The 21,069-nt window shown below is 34.7% G+C and carries 19 protein-coding genes and 4 pseudogenes; 14 read left to right on the forward strand and 9 right to left on the reverse strand.

What is annotated here, in order from left to right:
• Positions 1–133 precede the first annotated feature (133 nt).
• Complete coding sequence (locus tag ABC374_RS28205; RefSeq protein WP_207441329.1) at positions 134–640, forward strand: hypothetical protein; 507 nt, start codon at positions 134–136, stop codon at positions 638–640.
• Positions 641–1,078: 438 nt separating this feature from the next.
• The gene (locus tag ABC374_RS28210; RefSeq protein ID WP_207441328.1) at positions 1,079–1,522 is read left to right on the forward strand and encodes a hypothetical protein; all 444 of its coding nucleotides are present in this window, start codon (positions 1,079–1,081) and stop codon (positions 1,520–1,522) included.
• A 968-nt stretch (positions 1,523–2,490) separates the two neighbouring features.
• Here the strand turns inward: ABC374_RS28210 and ABC374_RS28215 are convergent.
• From ABC374_RS28215 to ABC374_RS28225, 3 genes are all read right to left on the reverse strand, one after another.
• Positions 2,491–2,766, reverse strand: coding sequence for a flagellin N-terminal helical domain-containing protein (locus tag ABC374_RS28215; RefSeq protein WP_396020889.1), 276 nt, complete (start codon positions 2,764–2,766; stop codon positions 2,491–2,493).
• Positions 2,767–4,078: 1,312 nt separating this feature from the next.
• Positions 4,079–4,417 (reverse strand): spore coat protein, encoded by a 339-nt coding sequence (locus ABC374_RS28220; protein WP_207441308.1) that lies wholly within the window; start codon positions 4,415–4,417, stop codon positions 4,079–4,081.
• 14 nt (positions 4,418–4,431) lie between these two features.
• A complete protein-coding gene (locus tag ABC374_RS28225) occupies positions 4,432–4,698 on the reverse strand; it encodes a hypothetical protein (protein WP_207441307.1) in 267 nt (88 codons plus the stop codon).
• A 412-nt stretch (positions 4,699–5,110) separates the two neighbouring features.
• Between ABC374_RS28225 and ABC374_RS28230 the strand changes: the two are divergent.
• Positions 5,111–5,353 (forward strand): annotated as a pseudogene (locus ABC374_RS28230) (IS4 family transposase); the annotation flags it as partial.
• Positions 5,354–5,739: 386 nt separating this feature from the next.
• On the opposite strand, the gene ABC374_RS28235 reads toward ABC374_RS28230, so the two are convergent.
• Complete coding sequence (locus ABC374_RS28235; protein ID WP_207441305.1) at positions 5,740–7,029, reverse strand: glycoside hydrolase family 18 protein; 1,290 nt, start codon at positions 7,027–7,029, stop codon at positions 5,740–5,742.
• A 903-nt stretch (positions 7,030–7,932) separates the two neighbouring features.
• Here ABC374_RS28235 and ABC374_RS28240 point away from each other — a divergent pair.
• Positions 7,933–8,208, forward strand: a complete 276-nt coding sequence (locus ABC374_RS28240) for a hypothetical protein (protein ID WP_207441304.1) — start codon at positions 7,933–7,935, stop codon at positions 8,206–8,208.
• Between the two features lie 748 nt (positions 8,209–8,956).
• Here ABC374_RS28240 and ABC374_RS28245 read toward each other — a convergent pair.
• Entirely contained in the window at positions 8,957–9,472 is a 516-nt protein-coding gene (locus ABC374_RS28245; protein WP_207441024.1) for an undecaprenyl-diphosphatase, read from the reverse strand.
• 493 nt (positions 9,473–9,965) lie between these two features.
• Between ABC374_RS28245 and ABC374_RS28250 the strand changes: the two are divergent.
• A pseudogene (locus ABC374_RS28250) lies at positions 9,966–10,226 on the forward strand (acyl-ACP desaturase); the annotation flags it as partial.
• 166 nt (positions 10,227–10,392) lie between these two features.
• Here ABC374_RS28250 and ABC374_RS28255 read toward each other — a convergent pair.
• Entirely contained in the window at positions 10,393–10,920 is a 528-nt protein-coding gene (locus ABC374_RS28255; RefSeq protein ID WP_207441023.1) for a Dps family protein, read from the reverse strand.
• A 487-nt stretch (positions 10,921–11,407) separates the two neighbouring features.
• Entirely contained in the window at positions 11,408–12,085 is a 678-nt protein-coding gene (locus ABC374_RS28260) for a hypothetical protein (RefSeq protein ID WP_413020635.1), read from the reverse strand.
• A gap of 102 nt (positions 12,086–12,187) precedes the next feature.
• Here ABC374_RS28260 and ABC374_RS28265 point away from each other — a divergent pair, with 102 nt between their 5' ends.
• A complete protein-coding gene (locus tag ABC374_RS28265; RefSeq protein WP_286185151.1) occupies positions 12,188–12,322 on the forward strand; it encodes a hypothetical protein in 135 nt (44 codons plus the stop codon).
• 161 nt (positions 12,323–12,483) lie between these two features.
• The gene (locus ABC374_RS28270) at positions 12,484–13,281 is read left to right on the forward strand and encodes a YecA family protein (protein WP_413020733.1); all 798 of its coding nucleotides are present in this window, start codon (positions 12,484–12,486) and stop codon (positions 13,279–13,281) included.
• A 63-nt stretch (positions 13,282–13,344) separates the two neighbouring features.
• Here ABC374_RS28270 and ABC374_RS28275 read toward each other — a convergent pair.
• Positions 13,345–14,012: pseudogene (locus ABC374_RS28275) on the reverse strand (IS6 family transposase).
• A 268-nt stretch (positions 14,013–14,280) separates the two neighbouring features.
• On the opposite strand from ABC374_RS28275, the gene htpX reads away from it, so the two are divergent.
• The gene (htpX, locus tag ABC374_RS28280; RefSeq protein WP_413020637.1) at positions 14,281–15,153 is read left to right on the forward strand and encodes a protease HtpX; all 873 of its coding nucleotides are present in this window, start codon (positions 14,281–14,283) and stop codon (positions 15,151–15,153) included.
• A gap of 571 nt (positions 15,154–15,724) precedes the next feature.
• Here the strand turns inward: htpX and ABC374_RS28285 are convergent.
• Positions 15,725–16,318, reverse strand: a complete 594-nt coding sequence (locus ABC374_RS28285; RefSeq protein WP_413020638.1) for a recombinase family protein — start codon at positions 16,316–16,318, stop codon at positions 15,725–15,727.
• Between the two features lie 298 nt (positions 16,319–16,616).
• Between ABC374_RS28285 and ABC374_RS28290 the strand changes: the two are divergent.
• The 6 genes and pseudogenes from ABC374_RS28290 to ABC374_RS28315 form a co-directional block, all read left to right on the forward strand.
• A pseudogene (locus tag ABC374_RS28290) lies at positions 16,617–17,209 on the forward strand (recombinase family protein); the annotation flags it as partial.
• Between the two features lie 455 nt (positions 17,210–17,664).
• The gene (locus ABC374_RS28295; RefSeq protein WP_413020639.1) at positions 17,665–18,033 is read left to right on the forward strand and encodes a helix-turn-helix domain-containing protein; all 369 of its coding nucleotides are present in this window, start codon (positions 17,665–17,667) and stop codon (positions 18,031–18,033) included.
• Position 18,034: 1 nt separating this feature from the next.
• On the forward strand, positions 18,035–18,850 hold the full coding sequence (locus ABC374_RS28300; protein ID WP_413020640.1) for an ImmA/IrrE family metallo-endopeptidase: 816 nt from the start codon (positions 18,035–18,037) through the stop codon (positions 18,848–18,850).
• Entirely contained in the window at positions 18,847–19,443 is a 597-nt protein-coding gene (locus tag ABC374_RS28305) for a hypothetical protein (protein WP_413020642.1), read from the forward strand. Before ABC374_RS28300 ends, ABC374_RS28305 begins: the two co-directional genes overlap by 4 nt.
• Positions 19,444–19,974: 531 nt before the next feature.
• Positions 19,975–20,631 (forward strand): hypothetical protein, encoded by a 657-nt coding sequence (locus ABC374_RS28310; RefSeq protein ID WP_413020643.1) that lies wholly within the window; start codon positions 19,975–19,977, stop codon positions 20,629–20,631.
• A 167-nt stretch (positions 20,632–20,798) separates the two neighbouring features.
• Complete coding sequence (locus tag ABC374_RS28315; RefSeq protein WP_413020644.1) at positions 20,799–21,023, forward strand: hypothetical protein; 225 nt, start codon at positions 20,799–20,801, stop codon at positions 21,021–21,023.
• Positions 21,024–21,069: the final 46 nt, after the last annotated feature.

Genomic DNA, 21,069 nt, shown 5'->3' on the forward strand with positions numbered 1-21,069 from the left:
AAGCGGATGCTTTCGGGTTACCTGCTTTCCGCTATCCCAGGGGAAATATAGTCCAGTTTTATGATCCGGATAATCTAAAATCATGCTTTAATTTGTTTTTTGGAAACCTGTTAGTGAAACAGGAGGTGAACAAATGAATCAAGTTTTAACTGTTTTAGCTATGTTTAGCTTTTTAATTATTGGACCAGCGTCTCAAGTGAACGCTTTAACCTTCGATGATCTGCCAGTAACACAGTCATCAAAGCAATGGTCTGTTGAAGTAGGGGATGCTGAAGGTAGTCAGGAATCCGTTAAACCAAAAAAGGGAGTATATGATACTTATAGCTTCAAGGTAAAAAACATCGGTAAAGATATTAGTGAAGCAAATATTCAAGCATTTGGAAATGATCTGAATTCTAAAACCAAATTTGGACTTTTTGATATTCTTACGGATGCTAAAGTAAATCAAAGGGGACAAGAATTTACTTTCGCTAATTTTCCTTTATCAGTAACTGCAACTGAGTTAGAAATTGTTATTAATTGGAAAGAAAACAGCAACGATAGAGAATTTAAAGAAACATTTGTATTTACTCAAAAAAGATCTATCCATGCCTTCGAAACCTTCGAGAACCTTCAGAACAGAGCATTCCAGGTAAAATAAACACGCATTTGAAACAGTTGATTTGCATAAATTAATAGTGGTTATTCCCGATCACAATCACAAAGGAATAAATTCATATCGTCTATCTGTGTCGAAGGAGCCTCCCCCCTTGTTAAAGGGGGCTTTTTTAATTTAATTTAATTTGCCCAAATAGGAAAAATGCCTATTCCCAAGACAATGGTGGAACATAGTATAAATTTAAATCATCGCAAAAAAAGATAAAAATTATTAAAGGGAGCTGTTTTTTGAGGAGTATGGAAATATGCGCTTCTTGCGAAAGGTAATTTTGGAAAGCTCAACTTTCAATGTTACCAAACGATTTACTTCATCTTAACCAGAAATACTGTCCCAGATGTTTTCCTAATGTATTAGCAAAACATACCGGCCTTTATTTAAAATATTAAGAGTGAAAAATTTACCTGAGAGAGAGTGAGATGTATGGAAATAGAAGAACAAATACAATACCCTGAATATTTGTTGGAATGGTGTAATAACATTTATTTTCACTGGGAAAGTATGAAACCGAGGTTTTCAAAACTCTTTGATTTAAAAAGCTTAGAGGAATGGGAAGAGTCATGCCGCGAATTAAAAGAAAAATTACAGACAGATTTAAAAGTGGACTTCGATGACTATGAGACAGCTAAAAACCTTTATGAACAGTGGGAACTGCTATACAGAGAATCACAGGGCTATCAAGAAGAAGTTGAATCTGATGTGAGAAAGATAGCTGGGTTGCCCTCTGATTCTGATAGGGGAATAGTAATGGCAAACGATACAGTTGGAGAACTTGTTAAAGAATGGGCTGAACTCATCCAAATGGCTATTAATTTGGAAATGCCGATACAAGAAATCAGAAAATTTGTATCAGACTATAAACGGTAGTTAAAGTTGATAAAAATAAGAAACACAATTAGGTTACCTATATGGTAGCCTTTTATTTTTGATAAAGGCTATTTATTAGAGAAAATCCTATTTGCAAAGGGTTGGGTATCTAAAAGGTACCCATTTTAAAAAGGAGAAAATTCTCTTCGTCTCGAATTTTCAAAAGATAGGAGGCAAGAAGAGAATGGCTAACCCCACCGACTAATTGGGCTTATGTGTCTCAAAATCTACAGAGAATGACCTCGAAAATAATGATTGAATCGATGTATTTATTAGATGAATTAGCTAGGAACATGAAGTGTAGTTGAAAGCTTCGATTGAAGAATGTATTCAGTTTGTACATGAGAGATGGATGGAGGAAAGAAGAGACAAACCGAGAACTTTTGATAATTAGCATTGAATGATTATGTTAACTAAATGTGAATAAGATACACAATAATTTAGCAGAGTGTGAGTACGACGCGGAAAAATACACCTGTCCTTGTTATAAGAAGGTAACATAATGACTATGTAGCGAAGACCCCCCATAAAGTAAAATTCTAATCAAAATAAGCATAGGAAACAGCCTTACATATTATTAATATTGTTCCGTTTTATGTACAAAAAAATAACAAGTAACAAAATCCCTTCTGGTGTTCGGTTAGGATTAGAGTCATCTGCCGTATGAAAAAATTTTTTTCTTGGTAAAAGACCGATTACTGTATAAAAACAAATAATAATCACACATTCGAAAAGGCAACAATGAATATTTCAACCAAAAACAATTTGCTGATTTTTTATCAGAAAATGGACTGAATTATGATAAACGTAAATTGAATGTTTACTACAGCCGAGGAAAGATGCCGAAAGCTGATGTTGAACTTGCAGGAACACCTTATTGGAGTAGATCTACGGTAGAAGATTTTTGTGAACAGGAGAAAAAACGTTTGAAAATGGATTAAGTTAATTTCGAGTGTGGCCAGTCGGGATTAAAAAGCAGGTAAAGGAGGATGGGGAATGGAGGTAAGTTGTTCATTACTTTGCGAAGTTAAACGAGAAGATATTTGTAATCCAGCAGCATCATCTGAGCCACGATTTATTCGCAGTCCAGTAGAAAGACGTTCTAAGTGAGTTTGTTGATTAAGAGAAACACTTTTGTATTGCCTTAGTGCTCCTGCAATAGGGTCAGAAAATTGGTGTCCTCGATACGAACAAATGATTAAATAGCTTATCTGTCCATCTAAAATCTTTAGCCATATCAGCAAAAGCCAAAATCATTCCAGCATATAAAAAGTATCTGAATATGAACTCCTCATTAATAGGACCGATGGTTACCAACCCAATCATTAAACCAATGTCCGTAATTTCTTGTAAAGTGGTTACTTGATTTCTTCCAGTTCCTACTGGTTCAAATCTTAACCAATAAGGAAAGAAGCGATATATATTTACCAAAAAAGTAACTATATTGGCTACTAGAATAGGAATATACATACAGCTTGATGGATTTCCTTCTTATCTAGGAGAAACCAAGAAGCAAAGCTTTTCCTTAATGATGGTATTACTATTTTAAATGAACAATAAATAATGAAAGGTGTAATAAATACATCTAATGCAGCATCACTCGTTACACCCAAAAGAAATAGTTTATCTATATTACAAATAAAAAAGAAAATAATACAAATAGACCGAAAAAAATAAACCATTCTTAAAATAGTCATACTTGTCCCTCCTTGAATCCAATATATTGGGTTAGAGTTGGCTTTATGTTTATCAGAATATCTCATTCCTGAAGGGTTTTATTGTTTTTCCATATAAATTTGAAACCAAAAATAGGGTAACTTAATAAAGGATAAGTTTATCAATGGCTTAAAACAACCTATAGGAAACTAAAAAAACGGGAGGGATACCAATGTATGATGTTATAGTAGAAAATGTAATTAAAGCATTCTTAATTTTTGGTTTTGTGACATTCTTTATACTGCTAGGAATAACCAATCCTTCGTCAGAGTAAAAACGTTGCTTAAATGCAGCGTTTTTTTATTTTCTGCTTTAAGGGGTACCATCACATGCCCATCAAGTTAAGATAAATTTGTATCCCCAAAACGAAAAAATTCTTCTTTTCTATTAATTTTAGAGAAAAAATAGCATTTTTTTCGTTTTGGGATGTTTTTATTTTTTAGCTTGATGGCGATGTGATGCTACCCCATAAAGGTCTGATAATATGTTTGATGCTGTGTATTATTCCAGAATGAAAGTTAGTGAAATTAAGCAGCAGGGAGTCTAAAATTCAGCACCTTAACGGCAATTAAAAAGGTTGGGCGCCTTTTAGGTACCCAACCTCTTTTTTGTCCCATAATGACCGTTATAGTCCGAGCACGTAACGATTTTACCTTGTACTATCATGAATAGCTGATTACTTATTTATAATCTTTCGACCATAAATAAACAGTTCACACCCATTATAAAACACTCCTCCGGAAAAGTTTGGTAGTACATACACAAAGTATACTTTCTACAACGGTGAAAAATGAATGAGCTAAAAGCTATGGACTGGTTACCATAGCTTTTTGAGCGATCTTATTGCATTGGAGGATTATGCGGAAACTGGGACATGTACCCTGTAAACTGCTGTGCGGCCTGTTGAAGTTTTTGTGGTTGTTCCGCTTCAAGCGAGTACCATCCCTTTTGAAACATCAGATTATACAGTTCACGCTGCATATTCTTCGTTTCGTCAAAAATCGCGTGAATGTCCTGATATAGCGAAGCGTGGCTTGCCTCATTCATTGCCGTAGAATAGGATGCCGTCATGTACTTTTCATACGAAAGCATATCGTTTAGGAAGTCACGCTCATTCATCTCAGGTGTTTTTGGTACAGGTGTTTCTGGATTTTGAATCTTGTTTTGATTGTTATTCATTTCATGTGTCCCCCTTATTGATTCATCTGGCTGCCATTTTGCTCCAAATGCTGCAAAATGCGCTGATAATGTCTTTCGTGCATCATGCATGCCTTTTCAAGGGCCGCTACGATCTGTTGATCTTGGCACTGGCCTGCTGCAAAATGTGCCTTTTTGAATCCTAAAAGGTTCCACGAAAGCATGTCCGTTAAGTAATAAAAATCTTTCCCTGTGATCACCTGTGGCGGCTCTTGAAAGACCGGCTGCTGATTTTGAGATTGATTCGGTTGTTGCTGTTGCATGAACAGTTCCTCCTTATTCCTTGATTTACCACTTTAGATTTACCACTTTAGATTTACCACTTTATGAAAAATTATACCTACATTTGGTAATTTTTCAGATGGTAATATTCAAAATAAAAAGGAGGTCAGTCTTTAACGGTCACCAATCTTTGGAAGATTCAAATTTTATGAATCGCCAAGTGAATTACTAAAGAAAAATAAAAAATAGAAGAAAGAAGAATAAAAGATAATCCTTTTGAAGACGTGAATAACGTAAAGTTCACGGAGAGTGAAATCACTATCTTGACCGTTGAAGAACTGAAATTATTGTTGGACGCACCCCATCGCCATCAAGCTAAGGTGAATTTGTATCCCCATAACCAAAAAAACGCTATTCTTTTTGTAGAAATATACAGGAAAGATGGCGTTGTCTATGAGTTTTTCTATTTCCGACGAAATGAATCTCTTTTCTCAGGAACTTCAAAACTACTTATCTTCAACTTCTCTTCAAGAATTAGCTAAAGAAGTTGGTTTTGTTCAACGTACAAGTAAATATCAAGCGCAAGAATTAATTGCTTTATGTGTATGGCTTAGTCAACAGGTCGCGAGTATACTCCTCATGCAACTATGTAGCCGTCTCGAAGCATCTATAGGTGTCCTCATGAGCGCCAAGGGGTTTTGATTTGGTTAATTCCCTCTAAGAGTTATGTAAACTAACTTTGTATAGGGTATGCACATCAAGCCAGCTTCTAATTTAAAGTGAAAGAGCGCTGGTACTTTTCAAATGACGACTAATAGGTTGGAAAGTTAAATATTCAGTAATAGATTAGTTTTAAATTATGGGGAAATGGTCGAAGTTTAGCATAAAGAAGACGGAATATATAGTGAAAAAAAGGCCTTTGAGAAGATGGATTTACGTTAGACCAATGGAACAATTCATTGTTTGAGATGTTCAGCAGTTAACATTGGTACTATTTTATATATGGTTATTTTTAGAAAAATGATCGATCCATTTTTATTCTAATAAAATAAGCTGTGAAAAATTCACAGCCCTCATTGTATTTAAGTTGGTCGCTTCACTACTTCAAAATTATCGACAAGCAACAGCCAATTTTGCGGAAATGCTATACCAAGCTTCCAATAGCTCATACCCCTAAGCCTTAATTCTTTCATTAGATTAAATTTCGCTTGAATTGAGCGTGCATCCTCAAACCAAACTTCATGTCTTTTTCCGTCCTGATCAACATAATTAAAATACGGTGCCTGAGCTTGATAATCATATTGGATTGGGACATTATGCTGTGCGGCAAGTTGAATAGCCTGCTGGGGACTAACGACTTTTGCAGTCGTACCCTGAACAAACGGCAATGTCCAATCATAGCCGTATAAATTTTGTCCCATTACTATTTTAGAAGATGGCATCTCCGTGATAGCATATTCCAATACCTCTCTTACAGGCCCAATTGGAGACACTGCCATAGGAGGGCCTCCACTATAACCCCATTCATACGTCATAATTACGACAAAATCAACGATTTCTCCGTGGGCTTTATAATCGTGAGCTTCATACCATCGGCCCTTTTGTTCGGCGCTTGTTTTTGGAGCAAGAGCTGTTGAAATAAGCCAGCCTTCCCTTTTAAACCGATCGCGTGTTTTACGTAAAAATCGGTTGTAAGCTTCCCGGTCTTCAGGACGTAAGTATTCAAAGTCAAAGTGAATATCCCGGAACCCATATTTCTTTGCAGCATCTACGATGTTATTGATAAAACGGTCTTGAACTGCTATATCATTCAATAGGATTCTACCCAGTTCATCACTGAATCCGTCGGCTTCCTGATTTGTAATCACCATCATCAGTACATTATTATTGGCTCTGGCAATAGCCGGGAAATTATTTAGAAGTGGCTCTTTAAGGGTACCGTCACGCAGTGCCTGAAAGCTAAAGGGCGCTAAATAGGTTAAATACGGAGCAGCTTTCCTGGCACTGCTTTCTAACTCTGGAGAAACAGACGTACCCCTTGGTTCCACATAGGCGTTAAATTCAGCCCTAACCTTTGGACGTGGCGGGATATAAAGACGAAACCCAATCTGAAGAGGCTGATTAACACTAATACGGTTAACAGCAGCCAACTCTTGAACGGATATATTAAATTTCTTGGAGATCGACCATAAGCTGTCACCCGGCTGAACCCAGTAAAAGCTTCCTATTATAGGAATGACTATCGTTTGACCTGGAACGAGGTTATTTGGATTCGGAATTTCGTTTGTTTCGATAAGAGCATTTACGGTAGTCCCATATGTTTGTGCAATGACAGTTAATGTTTGGTTTCGTTGGACTACATGGATTTGCATTTTCTTCCCTCCCTGAGAAATGAACGTTACAGACATCATATGACAAACCATAAAAAATAATTCTAGACACCGTTTGAGGTTTCGTAACAACGTTATTATGTAGTGGATTTTTCGCTTCTAAGGTGGAGTTTTCATGATTTTAAGTGAAGTATATTCGGTTTCGTTGAAAAACAGCTCTTATTATTGTTCAATTTCAGAAATGTTTGTTCGGTTTTTCAAGGGTGGGTTTTAGATGGTAATTTTAACAATGGAAGGGATAAAGTAAGGGTGGAATTAATTAAAATAGAAAAATGCCTCCCCAAAGGAGGAAAATAGCATCTTCGAAATACTTTAGTTTAATAAGCTCGATTAGACATTAAGTATGTTTTCCGATCATTAAATAAGCAAATAAAGCCCTTATGCATATAAGGTTTACAAAAATAATCATTCGTCTATCTAATGGAGCTGCCTTGTATGAAGGGGGTGTTTCTTTATATTTCGGGTTAAAGATGGATTAACATTTCTGATGTTTAATATTACACTTGGCAATGATAATTAACAGCATAATTGATTCAAACAAACACATTGACATAATAAAAGACTCAAGAATTTAAAACAGCAATCCGTTTAGTTAAAACAAGTTACTTTCAAAAAACACGAGCTGATGAAGAACAAGTAAACAGGCAACAACTTGGCTAGGGATATTATGATGACTATGATGATTACAGACGTCCTCGCTGAAGAAGGTATCACCGATACACCGATGCCGTTTCCATATTTTTAATTTTCATTTCCATTTTTCATACCACAAATCTTAGCCTACTTCTTTCTGAAAGATTTTCAAAACTCTTTGATATAAAAAGCTTAGAGAAATGGGAAGAGTCATGCCACGAATTAAAAGAAAAATTACAGACAGATTTAAAAGTGGACTTCGATGACTATAAGACAGCTAAAAACCTTTATGAACAGTGGGAACTGCTATATAGAGAATCACAGGGCTATCAAGAAGAAGTTGAATCTGATGTGAGAAAGATAGCTGGGTTGCCCTCTGGTTCTGATAGGGGAATAGTAATGCTAAGTCAGGCAAACGATACAGTAGAAGAACTTGATAAAGAATGGGCTGAACTCATCCAAATGGCTATTAATTTGGAAATACCGATACAAGAAATCAGAAAATTTGTATCAGACTATAAACGGTAGTTAAAGTTGATGAAAATGAGAAACACACTTAGGTTACCTATATGGTAGCCTTTTATTTTTGATAAAGGTTATTTATTAGAGAAAATCCTATTTGCAAAGGGCTGGGTATCTAAAAGGTACCCCTTTTAAAAAGGAGAAAATTCTCTTCGTCTCGAATTTTCAAAAGTTAGGAGGCAAGAAGAGAATGGCTAACCCACCGACTAATTCGGCTTATGTGTCTCAAAATCTACAGAGAATGACCTTGAAAATAATGATTGAATCGATGTATTTATTAGATGAATTAGCTAGGAACATGAAGTGTAGTTGAAAGCTACGATTAAAGAATGTATTCAGTTTGTACATGAGAGACGGATGGAGGAAAGAAGGGACAAACCGAGAACTTTTGATAATTAGCATTGAATGATTATGTTAACTAAATATGAATAAGATATACAATAATTTGGCAGAGCGTGAGTACGACGCGGAAAAATACACCTGTCCTTGTTATAAGAAGGTAACATAATGGCTATGTAGCGAAGACCCCCCATAAAGTAAAATTCTAATCAAAATAAGCATAGGAAACAGTCTTACATATTATTAATATTGTTCCGTTTTACGTACAAAAAAATAACAAGTAACAAAATCCCTTCTGGTGTTCGGTTAGGATTAGAGTCATCTGCCGTACGAAAAAATTTTTCTCTTGGTAAAAGACCGATTACTGTATAAAAATAAATAATAATCATACATGATATCGACTAAAATATAGCTGCTATTCACGGGCGAAATAATTTACGCAGCGGGTAATTTTATCTAATATGATACTGGTCATGGTAGCAATAAAGGCACTTCCAATAATATCAGATGGATAATGATGTCCTACCCAAATACGTGAGAAGCCCGTCAACACAGATAGTACCCACATGATTGAACCAAGGACACGTTCATAAAGAAAGATAGAAGTAGATATAGCAAATACAAGCAGAGTATGTTTACTTGGAAATGAAGAATCCATTTTTGAAGGAATGAGTATGCCGACCCGACGTTTCACAAACGGACGTGGTTTAAAATAAAACAATTTAATCAAAGCGTTAATAAACAAAGTTACCCCCACAGATATCACCGCAGTGCAAGACACTTTTTTGTAAGAATCATTTCTAAACCACATGAAAATCAAAACAAAAATAAACACATAACGAATCTTATTTGATATCAATATCATCAGCAAATCAATTGGAGAACAACGTCCAGAAAGCTGATTGATTGACTTAAATAGTTTGTAGTTCATAAAGATCATCTCCTTACTTTCTAGATACAAATAAAATTCCCTCCTAAGCAAGAAATATGTAAAAATCGGGAAAAGAGAATTCTCTAAAATAAAGGAATGGGGTCTAGTCAGAATCCAGTTGTTTCTTTGTATAAATTATCAAAAATTAGACATGGAGAAATTTTACAATGGAAAAATAAATAAAATAGTCTCCAGTATGAGTTAGAGAAGATTCGATAGTCTGGTTCAATAAATAGGAGAAGGATGATCTAAGTGGCATCTTCACAAGAAAAAAGTGGCTCTAAAGATGTAACCTAAGAGTGTAATAAACGACTGTACAGTAAAGGCTGAAGAATTAATGAAGGCAGGGAAACTTAGAAATCCGTTTGTCTTTAGACCGGACAAGGGATAATTCCAGTTTAATACAATAAGTTAAAGGACTAATAAAGGAGGTACTCTCTTGCTTACAAATCATTTGGATTTTAGGTTAGAACCCCAAATCTGAGAATTATATGTGGAACATAAAAAACGATCAGAGAAAATAGATTAGGGGTATCATGATTCCTTGCCATGGGACAAAGCTCAAGATTTTCGGAGAGTACCTTGGGACTCAAGTCAAGTTACCTTGCCTGCAAACATTATCACCTCCGTGGAAACCGCTCTGTTGACAGAAGTTAATCTTCCCTGGTTCACTTCACATCTGGATCAAACCTTTAAAGGCTCTTTATCAGTTGTCCGAGATTTTGTCCATACGTGGACTGCGGAGGAAGACCAACTAAACTAAAGTGGCAGTAGAGTTGAACAAGGTAAAATAAGTAATTAAAGAGAATAGTATAAAACAAACCCCTTGGTGCCCAAGGGGTTTGTTTTATCGCCACTTCCTAAAGTTCCATGTTATGGTGACAAAGCAGATAAAGCTACTCTTTAATCTTGGATAGTTTTTATTTATTTACATGATTTTGAGAATCGCGTAATCCATCCATTCTTTCTAAGTAAGCTGTGAAGAACCAAACATGTTTCTCTAGAAAGCCCATTGCATCTCCGAAAAGATTTATTGTAAATTCATCTGTTGTTTCTCTTACGAATTTGTCGACTTCACGCAAGTAACGTGCCGTTGCTGCGAAATCATTGACAATAGCATAAGCAATAGTCGAAGTATTGTAAGGACAACTAGGGGCCTCTTCTAGAGTTGCGTAACGGAGGAATTCATGCATGGAGGCAAGAGGGAAAAACCCCAACATTTTGATTCGTTCGGCAATTCGATCGATTTCAAGAGCAACTTCTTCATAGAGCTCCTGTAATTTTTCATGAAAATCAATGAAATCAACACCAACCACATTCCAGTGGAAATTGCGTAATTTGGCGGAAACTACATGAAGATTGGCCAAGTATATATTAAGGGCATCAGCAAGTCTTTTTGCGTATTGTGGATCCAGACCAGTCAAAACGGCACGAAGTTCACGAGACACATTATCATCTCCTCTAAAGTGATTTCAAATCAATATATGTTTTAGGCTAGTATACAGTTCCTTTTCCTTTAACTGTGAATGCAACTGCATTACGTTAGAAAATCCCTAAATTGAATGAGAATCCGAGGGTTCTTCAGTTAAAGAAGAAGGCCACTAAATTGGTGGCCTTTTGAATGTACGATCTTATGCTAAATCATACATTCATTTTAAACAAAAAATATCCTTATTCAACTGGCAGGTTAATTCAACAAGGATTGCATAAAATTCTCTTTTTTTATGCAGCTGGGAGGCTTCTGAAGAAGCCTGAAACGTTGATTTATCAACGATATATAAAAACGTTCATAAATGATAAAAAAACAAACAAGCGAATCTTATGTATATCAAGGGATTCGTTTGTTTGTTGACCACTTCCGGTATTGTATTTACGATTATGTTAACTAACACAAAAACGACTGTATCAACAATCGTTTTTCATTCACTGAAACGTTTAAACTAAGTCTATACTTTGATAGATATCGACCATAAATTGCAAACCGGCTGGATTGGAAGAATAAATAGGTTTAATAAGGTAATTGGTTACTTCAAATGAAACAACAATTTTAAAAGTCCTAATCTTCGATGGGGCACTAGGAGCAAAAAAACGAGTAGAATAAACGCGAATGTGCTGGAAGGTAAAAGGTGGACTATCGATTGTTAATCCGACAGCAGGAGTATTTGGATCGCCTGCCACCAATAAAAAATCTTTTAACCCAATAGGTTGAGGGGCTACCTTCACAAAAGTACCTCCAATTTCTTCAAAAAGTTCAATTTTTGCTTCCATGGAATTATCGGTAAAGGCAACCAAAAAAACACTAAATGTGCTAATTTCATTTGGTGAAGGAACTTCAAATCTTTGAGAAGCAATAGCAAAAGCTGCTGTTTGACCATCTGATGTAGGCTGATCCCAGATATAATCAGGGTTGGAAACACTTCCGAAGGGGGAAAAAGATTTTACAGCACTATTATTATCAAATTTTTTCAATGAAGGCCAGCCAGGATTTCGGGCAACAAGGTCTGGATGATCTTCTGTATTATTTGCTGCATTCATCGCAGCTTGATCCCTGTCAGTACCAAGAAATACACCCCCTGTATTACTGACAAGCCTTTCAAGAGGAAAAATAGTCATAGTATATGTCACCTCTTTACTTTTAGTTTTGAAACATTACTATTATTCTATGAACATACTGGACTAGCTGCCTGTGCTTATTAAAATTAGGTGCATATCTTTATGCTGCTCGTTTTTATCAAAGCCAGATATTTTGGAGAGAAAGAACGCCAGTTTTTGTATGCATCAATGGAATTTACACTGGAGCAAGAACAATATGCCGACGCAAAAATTACGAAAAGGGAGCGGATTAAATGAGTAGTGAAAAACACGCGAATTTAGGATTGCACAAGTGGGCACCGAGCGAAGGCGTGTTTTAACCGTAGTGTAACGAATAGTTGGATGAAACCGTGCGGTAACTAAAAAAAGGTAATTCCTCCTTTTTTGTCGTATATATCAGAAAAGGAGGGGTTGTCGTGATGATTGGTAGAAATAGTCCTTGTCCTTGTATGAGTGGGGAAAGATTCAAAAATTGTTGTGGTGTCTCTGGTGTGTGGGAAGACTTGGAAACTAATGGCTTGTATTATTATGATGAATCCTTTGCATTAAAGGTGTTACTTTCAAAAGATAAAACTTTTCATAAATATTATTTCTCTGAAAGACAAAAAATTAGAAAACGAGTCTACTTTTTGCAAAGCAACAATTTACAATCCTCAGCTTCATTTGGTATTTACGATGATGGTTATATGATTGTTAATAAACATCCTCAAGTAAAGGTGGAGGATTCAATTCATGTAGCGCATGAAATCGGACATCTAGTATTATGTTCAGAAGGTTATAAGCATGTTCGATTTAAAAATCTTGAACACAACAACAAAAGTATAATGCATAAGAATTTAAATGATATGGTCTATGACCCAATAATTAATGAGCGTTTATTAAAATCTGACTTTGATTTAGAATCTTATTTGACATTATCTGATTCTATCCAAATGAAAATTACAGGAAATAATCCAGCAGGTTTATTTTTACTTATGACTTTGTTCGTTAAAAGAGTATTAGATTTTAGAAACATTAATCCAAATATTTCACCGGATGCAATCATTTTTAATAAAATGGTAATTGAAAAGCATCCTCAACTTGTTCATCAAAGCAGGAGAATTCTTGAAATCATTGATGAAAGTGGTTTTAAAACTTCACAAGAAGCAGAGGCTTCACTAATAGAAATTATTAACTATCTAGAATTAAAAGATTTATTTTACCTTAATTGTATTTAGGGTTCTGGTGCAACTACCAAGGCAAAATAGAAAAAAGTTGTAGGTCCACTTTCAGATAACCCCTTAGATGGTTATCCTGAACAGTCTATGTATGAATTCCACTTCATTTTGGGCAGACTTCACCCCTTGATAAACCTGTTTCTTTTTAATCATATGCATCGCTTCTATACCACTCAGTATGTAAGTGGCTGTACGAAAAGATTTCAACCCTAACATAGAACGAACATGCTTCTTGATAAAACGATGATCCTGTTCTACGCTATTAGTTATTTAACTACTTCTTTTGTCTGAGCTGCATGCCTGATGGCATGTTTTTTCTTTTGTCCATTCTTCGACTGCGATAGGGTAAGCCGTATTTTTATCCACTGTTATAACACGAGGCTTTGAAACATGAGAAGACCACCGTAAAGCTTTCTTGAAGAAGCACTTTACAGCCTTTTGTCTCTTGTTTTACTAAGATAAAAATCAATCGTATTTCCTTCGGAATCAATTACACGATACAGATACATCCATTGACTTTTTACTTTGATAGATGTTTCATCGATTCTCCAGGAGTTATTTGTTGGCTTAAGATGACGTCGTATTCTTTCATCTACTTCCGGTCTATATTGATGAACACAACGCATAATCGTTGTGTGGGCCATCGATAAGCCACGTTCTTCCATCATCTCCACTACATTACGAAAGCTCAGGTTGTACCGCAGGTACCATCTCACTGTTAACAAAATAATGTTAGGCTAATAATGTTTCCATTTGAATAAATTTTGCTTTTCCATACTGATCACGCACCTTTTTTAGAGTAATAGTATCACTATGTCCAAGATTTAGAGATTACTTGCAATTGTCTTGAAGTTTTTGCACCAGAACCAAATCACAAACATATTTTTTGTTTTTTGAAACTTTTTATTTACTTTTTCGTATATAGTTATATAATGTAGGTTTCATTATTGGTGATCACCTAATTAGGACAAAGTTTATTACAAACCAGGAGGGTCTTTATTGTTAAAACGTATTTCCTTATTTATATTCGTTAACATTCTAGTATTAATCACCATTACAACTATCACCACGTTGCTTGGTGTAGAAAGTTATATTGGTGGCGGTGGTTATGGTTCCCTGCTTGCCTTCAGTGTCATCGCTGGTTTTGCTGGTTCCATCATTTCATTGTCAATGTCTCGTATAATGGCGAAATGGGTTATGGGTGTTCAATTAATTGATGAACATTCTCCGCGTGGCGATCACGAACGCTTTGTATTGGAAGAAACATACCGATTAGCACGTATGGCTGGTTTGAAAGTTATGCCACAAGTTGGTATTTATCATTCACAGGAGGTCAACGCTTTTGCTACTGGACCAAGCAAAAAACGTTCATTAGTAGCCGTTTCAAGCGGTATGTTAGATAGGATGGATCGTAATGCGATTTGTGGGGTTATTGCACACGAAATAGCACACATTAAGAATGGTGATATGGTTACAACAACTCTATTGCAAGGTATCATCAATACATTCGTTATTTTCTTCTCCCGTATTGCTTCAAAAATTGTTTCAAGTTTTGTAAGAGAAGAAGTGGCTGGAATTGTTTACTTCGTATCTTCTATGGTTTTCGAGATTCTATTCAGCATTTTAAGCAGTCCTATTATCTTTTGGCATTCAAGAAAACGTGAATTTAAAGCGGACAAATTAGCTGCCGAATTAGGTGGAAAGGCGAATAAGATTCACGCATTAGAATCATTAAGACACACCGTTAGCTTGGTTGATGACAGCCAAAAGTCTATTGCTGCTTTTAAAATTAGTGGCAAGGGAAAATTCTCTAGACTATTCTCTACTCACCCACCATTAGAAAAACGTATTGAACATTTGAAATCACTTTAATACATAAGATTTTCTACATTATTCAGATGTAGAAAGTCTTTTTTTATTTATGCAAATATCGATTCACAAAGGGACGATTAAATGAAAATGCACTCACTAAAAAGAGAATGGGAAAAATAATGACTTTCTAGCTAAGCTGGTAAAAACTAAATAAAGACCCTATTTACCCATTTGTAAAAGTACACCTTTATAAACACCTTTAAAACTATGGGAAACCATGACTTTAAATAAAACTAATGTTTTTCTTCTGAATTAGTTCGTAAAAGTACACTTTTACGAACGGGTTATTTTTCGATGGAATTGTATTGATTAAACGTTCATTAAAGTTGAAACATATTTTATGAACGTTCACTTTTAGTTAAGTGCCTTTACGAACGTTTTTTCAGAGAGAAAAATGTACAGCAAACGATATTCGGTGTGACTATATCCTTGTCTAAAAAACAAATGAATTTCAGCTGGTGAAATGAATCAAACGATACAAATCGATGGCGGTTGGGCTTCATAGTAATAAATGATATGAACACGCATTATAGTAATGGATGTAATTTGAGACATTCAAAACGGGCAACAACTATTCTAGGTTGTTCGCACGATTCTTTCTAATTTCTACATATAAAGTTGCTTTAGGCACACCAGTGAGTTTCACAATGTCTTTCACACTTAATCGATTCGTGTTTCTACTATTATATAGTCGTAGAGCTTCTTCTATATTTTTTCTCGGTTGTGAAGGGCGACCCATGTGTTTACCTCTTGATTTTGCTCTTTCTCTACCTTCAGATGTTCGTTCAACGATTATATCTCTTTCAAACTGCGCAAAAGAACCTAAAACATTGAATAATAAAGATTGTAGAGGGTTTGCTGTTTCATTGACCTTAAAAGATAAATGATCTTTGATAAAATGGATATCGACTTGTTTTTCTTGCAGTGTTGCTATAATTTTATTTAAATCAATAATCGATCTGGCCAAACGGTCTATTTTTGTCACCATCACTGTATCTCCAGGTCTCACATTTTCTAATAACCTCTTTAGCTCTTTTCTATCTTTAGTGGTCGTTCCAGTAATTTTTTCTACATAGATACGTTCGCAGTCATTTTCTTTTAAGGTTTCTTCTTGAGAGGCCAAATCTTGGCCAACTGTACTGACTCTCGCATAACCAATTTTCATTAGTAAGCTCCTTTTGTCTATAAATTAACAATCTTTTATACCTTTGATTATAGACTATCTTTTAGACTGATTTCTACTAAAAAATACATAAAAAATAACTTCTAAACATTAGCGTCTAGAAGTTACAACTTTTATACAAATCTTAATTAGTTGTAAAAGGAAAGTAAAAGAAGCAATTTGAATCATTTGATTTTGAAATTAATCTTTCCAATAGAAATTTCTAATGAAATTTAGAAAATACAATTTTACGAATGTTTTTGATAGAGTAATTGGGGGGAATGGAATAAAGAGTAATGAAATGGATTTTCGTAAATTTGGTTACATACGGGTTAGCAGTAAAGATCAAAGTGAACGTGGACAATTAGAAGTCATCAAACAATTAGGAGTCAATGAACGAGACATCTTTTTGGACAAACAGAGTGGAAAAGATTTCAATTGAGTTCAGTACCAATTATTGAAATGAGTTATCCGTAAAGGAGATATTCTTTATATTCATTCTCTCGATCGTTTCTGTCGGAATAAAGAGGAGATTCTCCAGGAGTGGAATGACATCACAAAAAATAATTGTAGTTTTGGATATGGATATGCCATTGTTGGATACGACTCAATTTAAGGATAGTCCTGACCACCTTCATTGCTGATCTTGTTTTACAGATGATTCTATCGTGGATGGCACGAGAAGAACGAGATCGCATTCGGAAACAGCAACGCGAAGAAATTGATGTGGCTTTACGAAGTGGCGCAACGTTTGGTCGGCCAAAAGTTCAGGCTACAGAAGAATTCAAAGAAGTATATAATCATTGGAAAGTAGGAGAGGTGACAGCTGTTAAAGTAATGGGAGAATTAGACGTTAAAAAGACGACTTTTTATATGTTGGTTAAAGAATACGAAAGAGATTTAAAAAAGAAGACGGCTTTTTATAAGTCGTTTAATTCAGGTCAGCATTCTATTATTCAATGTGGGATAAAATTGGTATTCACTATTGAACCAATGGTAAATATCGGAGGATACGAAATAAAAATGGATAATAACGGATGGACTGCCTGCCCGCACGATGGATGGTTCTCTCTCTGCTCAATATGAACATAATTGCTGTTACAGAAGATGAGATTATTATTACTACTTCCCAAGATGATTAAATACATGTCTTTGTGTTAGTTTTACATCAATCAGAAGCTGAGTGCAGCTCATCTTTGTTGTTAAAAACAAGGTAATAGTGAATTTTTTGAATAATACTTAATTTATATGAGCATAATATTTGCTAATGATCAATAATTACACATTTTTTCACATTTTTTGTGTAATTGTTGTATAATGAAGTAAATTTATAATTGAAAGGACGATGTATGATGACTAAATTAAAGGATGAAGTTATAGGTAAAAGAGTGCGTCAAGCCCGTTTAGAATTTGATATCTCCCAGGAAGAATTGGGTGAAGGAGTAGGCTTAACTAGATCACAAATTGCTAATATTGAGGCCGGACGAACGGTTTTGTCATTGAAAGATGCAGAGCAAATTTGTAATTTTCTTGGCCTAGAACTAAAAGATTTTACTGATGTAAATAAGAGTGAACTGGAAGCCCTTATTTTATTTCGAAAAGAAGGATTTGTTACAGATGATTTATCTGAGGATGAGCTAATCGATTGGTCTGAAAATATAATTAGAGAACTGTTGTCTCAAGAGGAGCTTTGCAATAAACAAAGGGAGGTGCAATAGGATGTTTAAACGCTCAGAGGGGACTAATGATCTTTCAGAATTAGAAAAAAAGAAAATTGAGATAGAAGCTAGGGAGTATTCTCAGGAAGTGCGTAAGAGGTTAGGGATACTTGAAAATGATTATGTAGATGTTATTCCCTTGCTGGAGAGGCAGGGTATTCTTGTTTTCCAAATTATAGATTTAAGTACTTCTGGATTTATTCGTGTATTGGAAGGTAAAAATACAGTTTTCTTAAATGCATCAGAACCTTTAGGGAGACAATACTATACTGCAGTGCATGAATACTGTCATATTTTAAGGGATTTAGATAAAATCAAAGAGATCGAAGATTATTCAGTTGAGCAGAAAACTATCGAATTTAAAAAAATGGAATATTTTGCTTTTAAATTTGCAGATTATTTTCTTATCCCAGAGAGAGCCTTGATTTCACATTTACATATTACAAATATTAAGGATTTCTCAACTATTGAAGTGGAAGAGGTATTGGGTATTCAAGAATATTTTAAACTAAGCTACAGGCAAGTAACCCGTATGCTCAATAAGTATGATATCATCTCTGCAAGTAAACGTGATGAGTTAAATAAGATTAGTTCTAAAGAGCATCCGAATCAATTACTTGATGCCATAATAAATGCTGGTTACGACCCGTCACTTATCCTTCCTCTCAAGGAAAGTCGTATTCCGTCAAAGTTTAAAGCCAGTATTATTGAAAATATAAAGCACCAAAGGATTACACGGAAGAAGGCAATTTATCTAGCAGACCTTTTAAAGATGCCAAGTATACTTGAGTACGTGGAGGAGGATTTCCGTCAATGAGTGCTTTATTCGATGCTGGTGTTATGTCTGATACGGACATTATAGTCCATATGGTGAAGGGCGGAATTTTTTTTGATATAGTTCCCATGATTTTTGACAGCGTATATATTCCCCCTAAAGTAGAAGAAGAGTTAAAGAACAAACATCAGGGAGTTCTTGGACAATTGTTACCTTGGCTTAATAGAAAATCTTTCTTGAAGAGAACAAAGGAATTTTTTATAAGTTTACCGCCTGAAAAGAAAAAGTTAGTTAATCAAACAAAAACTAGGCTGAGAGCAAGTTTGGATCCGGGTGAATTGGATTGTTATGCCTATTCATTGGGCATGGAGATTGACGCAATTATTAGTGATGATAAAGGCGCCAAAGAACAAATATCAATTGATTCTAAGAATGAAAAAGTCATTATAACATTCTGGGATATACTTATTTTGGCAGCTAGAAATGATAAGTTAGGATGGTCCGATGCGGAAGAAAAATATAACGAAGTGGTGAGAAGATCCAATATGAAACTTCCACCGTTTGATGTTCACATACGGAACTTTGAAAGCTATTGTGGCTCGCATCCCTTTGTGAAGAAGCATTTAGGACTGTAGACAATTATTTAGGATCGTTTAATAATAGGAATGTATATACATAATGTAATAGAGACATTTAAGGAATAAAAACATATTTAGTAAGACTGCTATGAACTGTAACAAGAAAAGGATATGTACCAATAATTTGACAATAAGGACTCGCTTCATGAAGTTCTTTTTAAATCAATAATCAATATTGAATCAATCCGTAATTAATTTTCATATTGATCTTATTTTCTCTAGACTGCACAGCATATTTCGAGGTGAAAATAAAAAAGCTGTATTTGCTTATTGCAATATTAGTAATACCTAATATCAAAAAGAGCATGACTCCATTTCCGAAAATTCAGTTCCACTTTATAAGTTAGAAAGCATAAAAAACGAGTTAAACCGTACCACTTTTTTTAGTGGAAAGGTTTACTTTTTGGATCCTCTATTTATATAATCTCTTTTAATTTTTTTTTACTGCAAAAAGCTCCCACAATAGTACATAAAAAAAGATTAAATTTATGTAAATCATTAGTTTATAACATAACAAGGAACGGTTGCATGAATCGGAATGGTGAATATATGAGAAAAAAAATCAAGATATACGTAGTCATAGCTGCATTACTGATGATTTTCATAGCTGTTGTTATAATTGTAACGGTTTCAGCACAAAAATTATATCATTTATCTGATACTGTAGCTGGTATAATCGTTAGCGTTATGAGTACGTTTCTAGGTGCTATTCTTGGAGGGACGTTTACGTTACTTGCTGTTGATAGGACTATTAGTAAACAGCATGATATACAATTTGTGAATGAATTTCCTGAGAAAATTAGAATGTTAGATGAGCTATTAATTCAACTCAAAGGTTTTAAATTAAAATTGAACAAGGAAAATGGTCCATTTTTAATTATTGATAGAAATAATCTAAGTGATCAGTATGATTTAGCAACAAATGTGGATGGTTTTACATATTTTCAAATCAGACAAGCTCATGAGGTTGTTTCAAAGATTATTGAAGAAATGTTTTTCTCTCAAAGGGATAGATTATATACCGAAGACAGTTATGGCGCTTGGCATCTAATAGATGGGAAAGATGAAACTCTAGATGCCAATTTAGAAGAACTTAATATCTTGGTTTCCCAACTAATTAATAAGATGGAGAATTATAGAAAGAATTTCATTGATAATTACAATAAAAGTATTAAAGTGCAATGATGAATAGTTTCTTATACTTAGTTTTCAAAAATCTCCATAAGATAGTTAGATTTTGATATAAGTTTTGATATAAATAATGCGTAAAAAAGGGGTGGAAAATCATCTCTTTTTTATTTGCGTCAAAAACCATCGTTTTTGAGATGGTGATTAATGGGGATGATTCACAAATGAAGTCCGAAGTATTTTTATTGTTTTATCAGATTCTGCCGAAAAAGAGATTCCTCAAGAATGGTATGACATTACCAAAAAATATTCTGGCAGAAAGACATAGAAGAAACATATCTAAAATAGAGCGTCTGCTAAAAAAAGAAGCGGATGCTTTTTTAAACAAAAGAGATACATATTTTTTCCATTATCAAACCAATAGTCTTAGTTATTTGGTAGAATGTTAATTAAACGATGCTATCTTCGAAATAATTTAATAAGGAATGGACATAC

It is taken from the genome of Peribacillus phoenicis (assembly GCF_047238085.1).
Lineage (GTDB): Bacteria > Bacillota > Bacilli > Bacillales > DSM-1321 > Peribacillus.

Bases quoted from the DNA above. Each gene is read 5' to 3' on its own strand.
- ABC374_RS28205 (WP_207441329.1), top strand. From the start codon at position 134: ATGAATCAAGTTTTAACTGTTTTAGCTATGTTTAGCTTTTTAATTATT.
- ABC374_RS28210 (WP_207441328.1), top strand. From the start codon at position 1,079: ATGGAAATAGAAGAACAAATACAATACCCTGAATATTTGTTGGAATGG.
- ABC374_RS28220 (WP_207441308.1), bottom strand. From the start codon at position 4,417: ATGAATAACAATCAAAACAAGATTCAAAATCCAGAAACACCTGTACCA.
- ABC374_RS28225 (WP_207441307.1), bottom strand. From the start codon at position 4,698: ATGCAACAGCAACAACCGAATCAATCTCAAAATCAGCAGCCGGTCTTT.
- ABC374_RS28235 (WP_207441305.1), bottom strand. From the start codon at position 7,029: ATGCAAATCCATGTAGTCCAACGAAACCAAACATTAACTGTCATTGCA.
- ABC374_RS28245 (WP_207441024.1), bottom strand. From the start codon at position 9,472: ATGAACTACAAACTATTTAAGTCAATCAATCAGCTTTCTGGACGTTGT.
- ABC374_RS28260 (WP_413020635.1), bottom strand. From the start codon at position 12,085: ATGACTATTTTTCCTCTTGAAAGGCTTGTCAGTAATACAGGGGGTGTA.
- ABC374_RS28265 (WP_286185151.1), top strand. From the start codon at position 12,188: ATGCTGCTCGTTTTTATCAAAGCCAGATATTTTGGAGAGAAAGAACGC.
- ABC374_RS28270 (WP_413020733.1), top strand. From the start codon at position 12,484: ATGATTGGTAGAAATAGTCCTTGTCCTTGTATGAGTGGGGAAAGATTC.
- ABC374_RS28285 (WP_413020638.1), bottom strand. From the start codon at position 16,318: ATGAAAATTGGTTATGCGAGAGTCAGTACAGTTGGCCAAGATTTGGCC.
- ABC374_RS28295 (WP_413020639.1), top strand. From the start codon at position 17,665: ATGATGACTAAATTAAAGGATGAAGTTATAGGTAAAAGAGTGCGTCAA.
- ABC374_RS28300 (WP_413020640.1), top strand. From the start codon at position 18,035: ATGTTTAAACGCTCAGAGGGGACTAATGATCTTTCAGAATTAGAAAAA.
- ABC374_RS28305 (WP_413020642.1), top strand. From the start codon at position 18,847: ATGAGTGCTTTATTCGATGCTGGTGTTATGTCTGATACGGACATTATA.
- ABC374_RS28310 (WP_413020643.1), top strand. From the start codon at position 19,975: ATGAATCGGAATGGTGAATATATGAGAAAAAAAATCAAGATATACGTA.
- ABC374_RS28315 (WP_413020644.1), top strand. From the start codon at position 20,799: ATGAAGTCCGAAGTATTTTTATTGTTTTATCAGATTCTGCCGAAAAAG.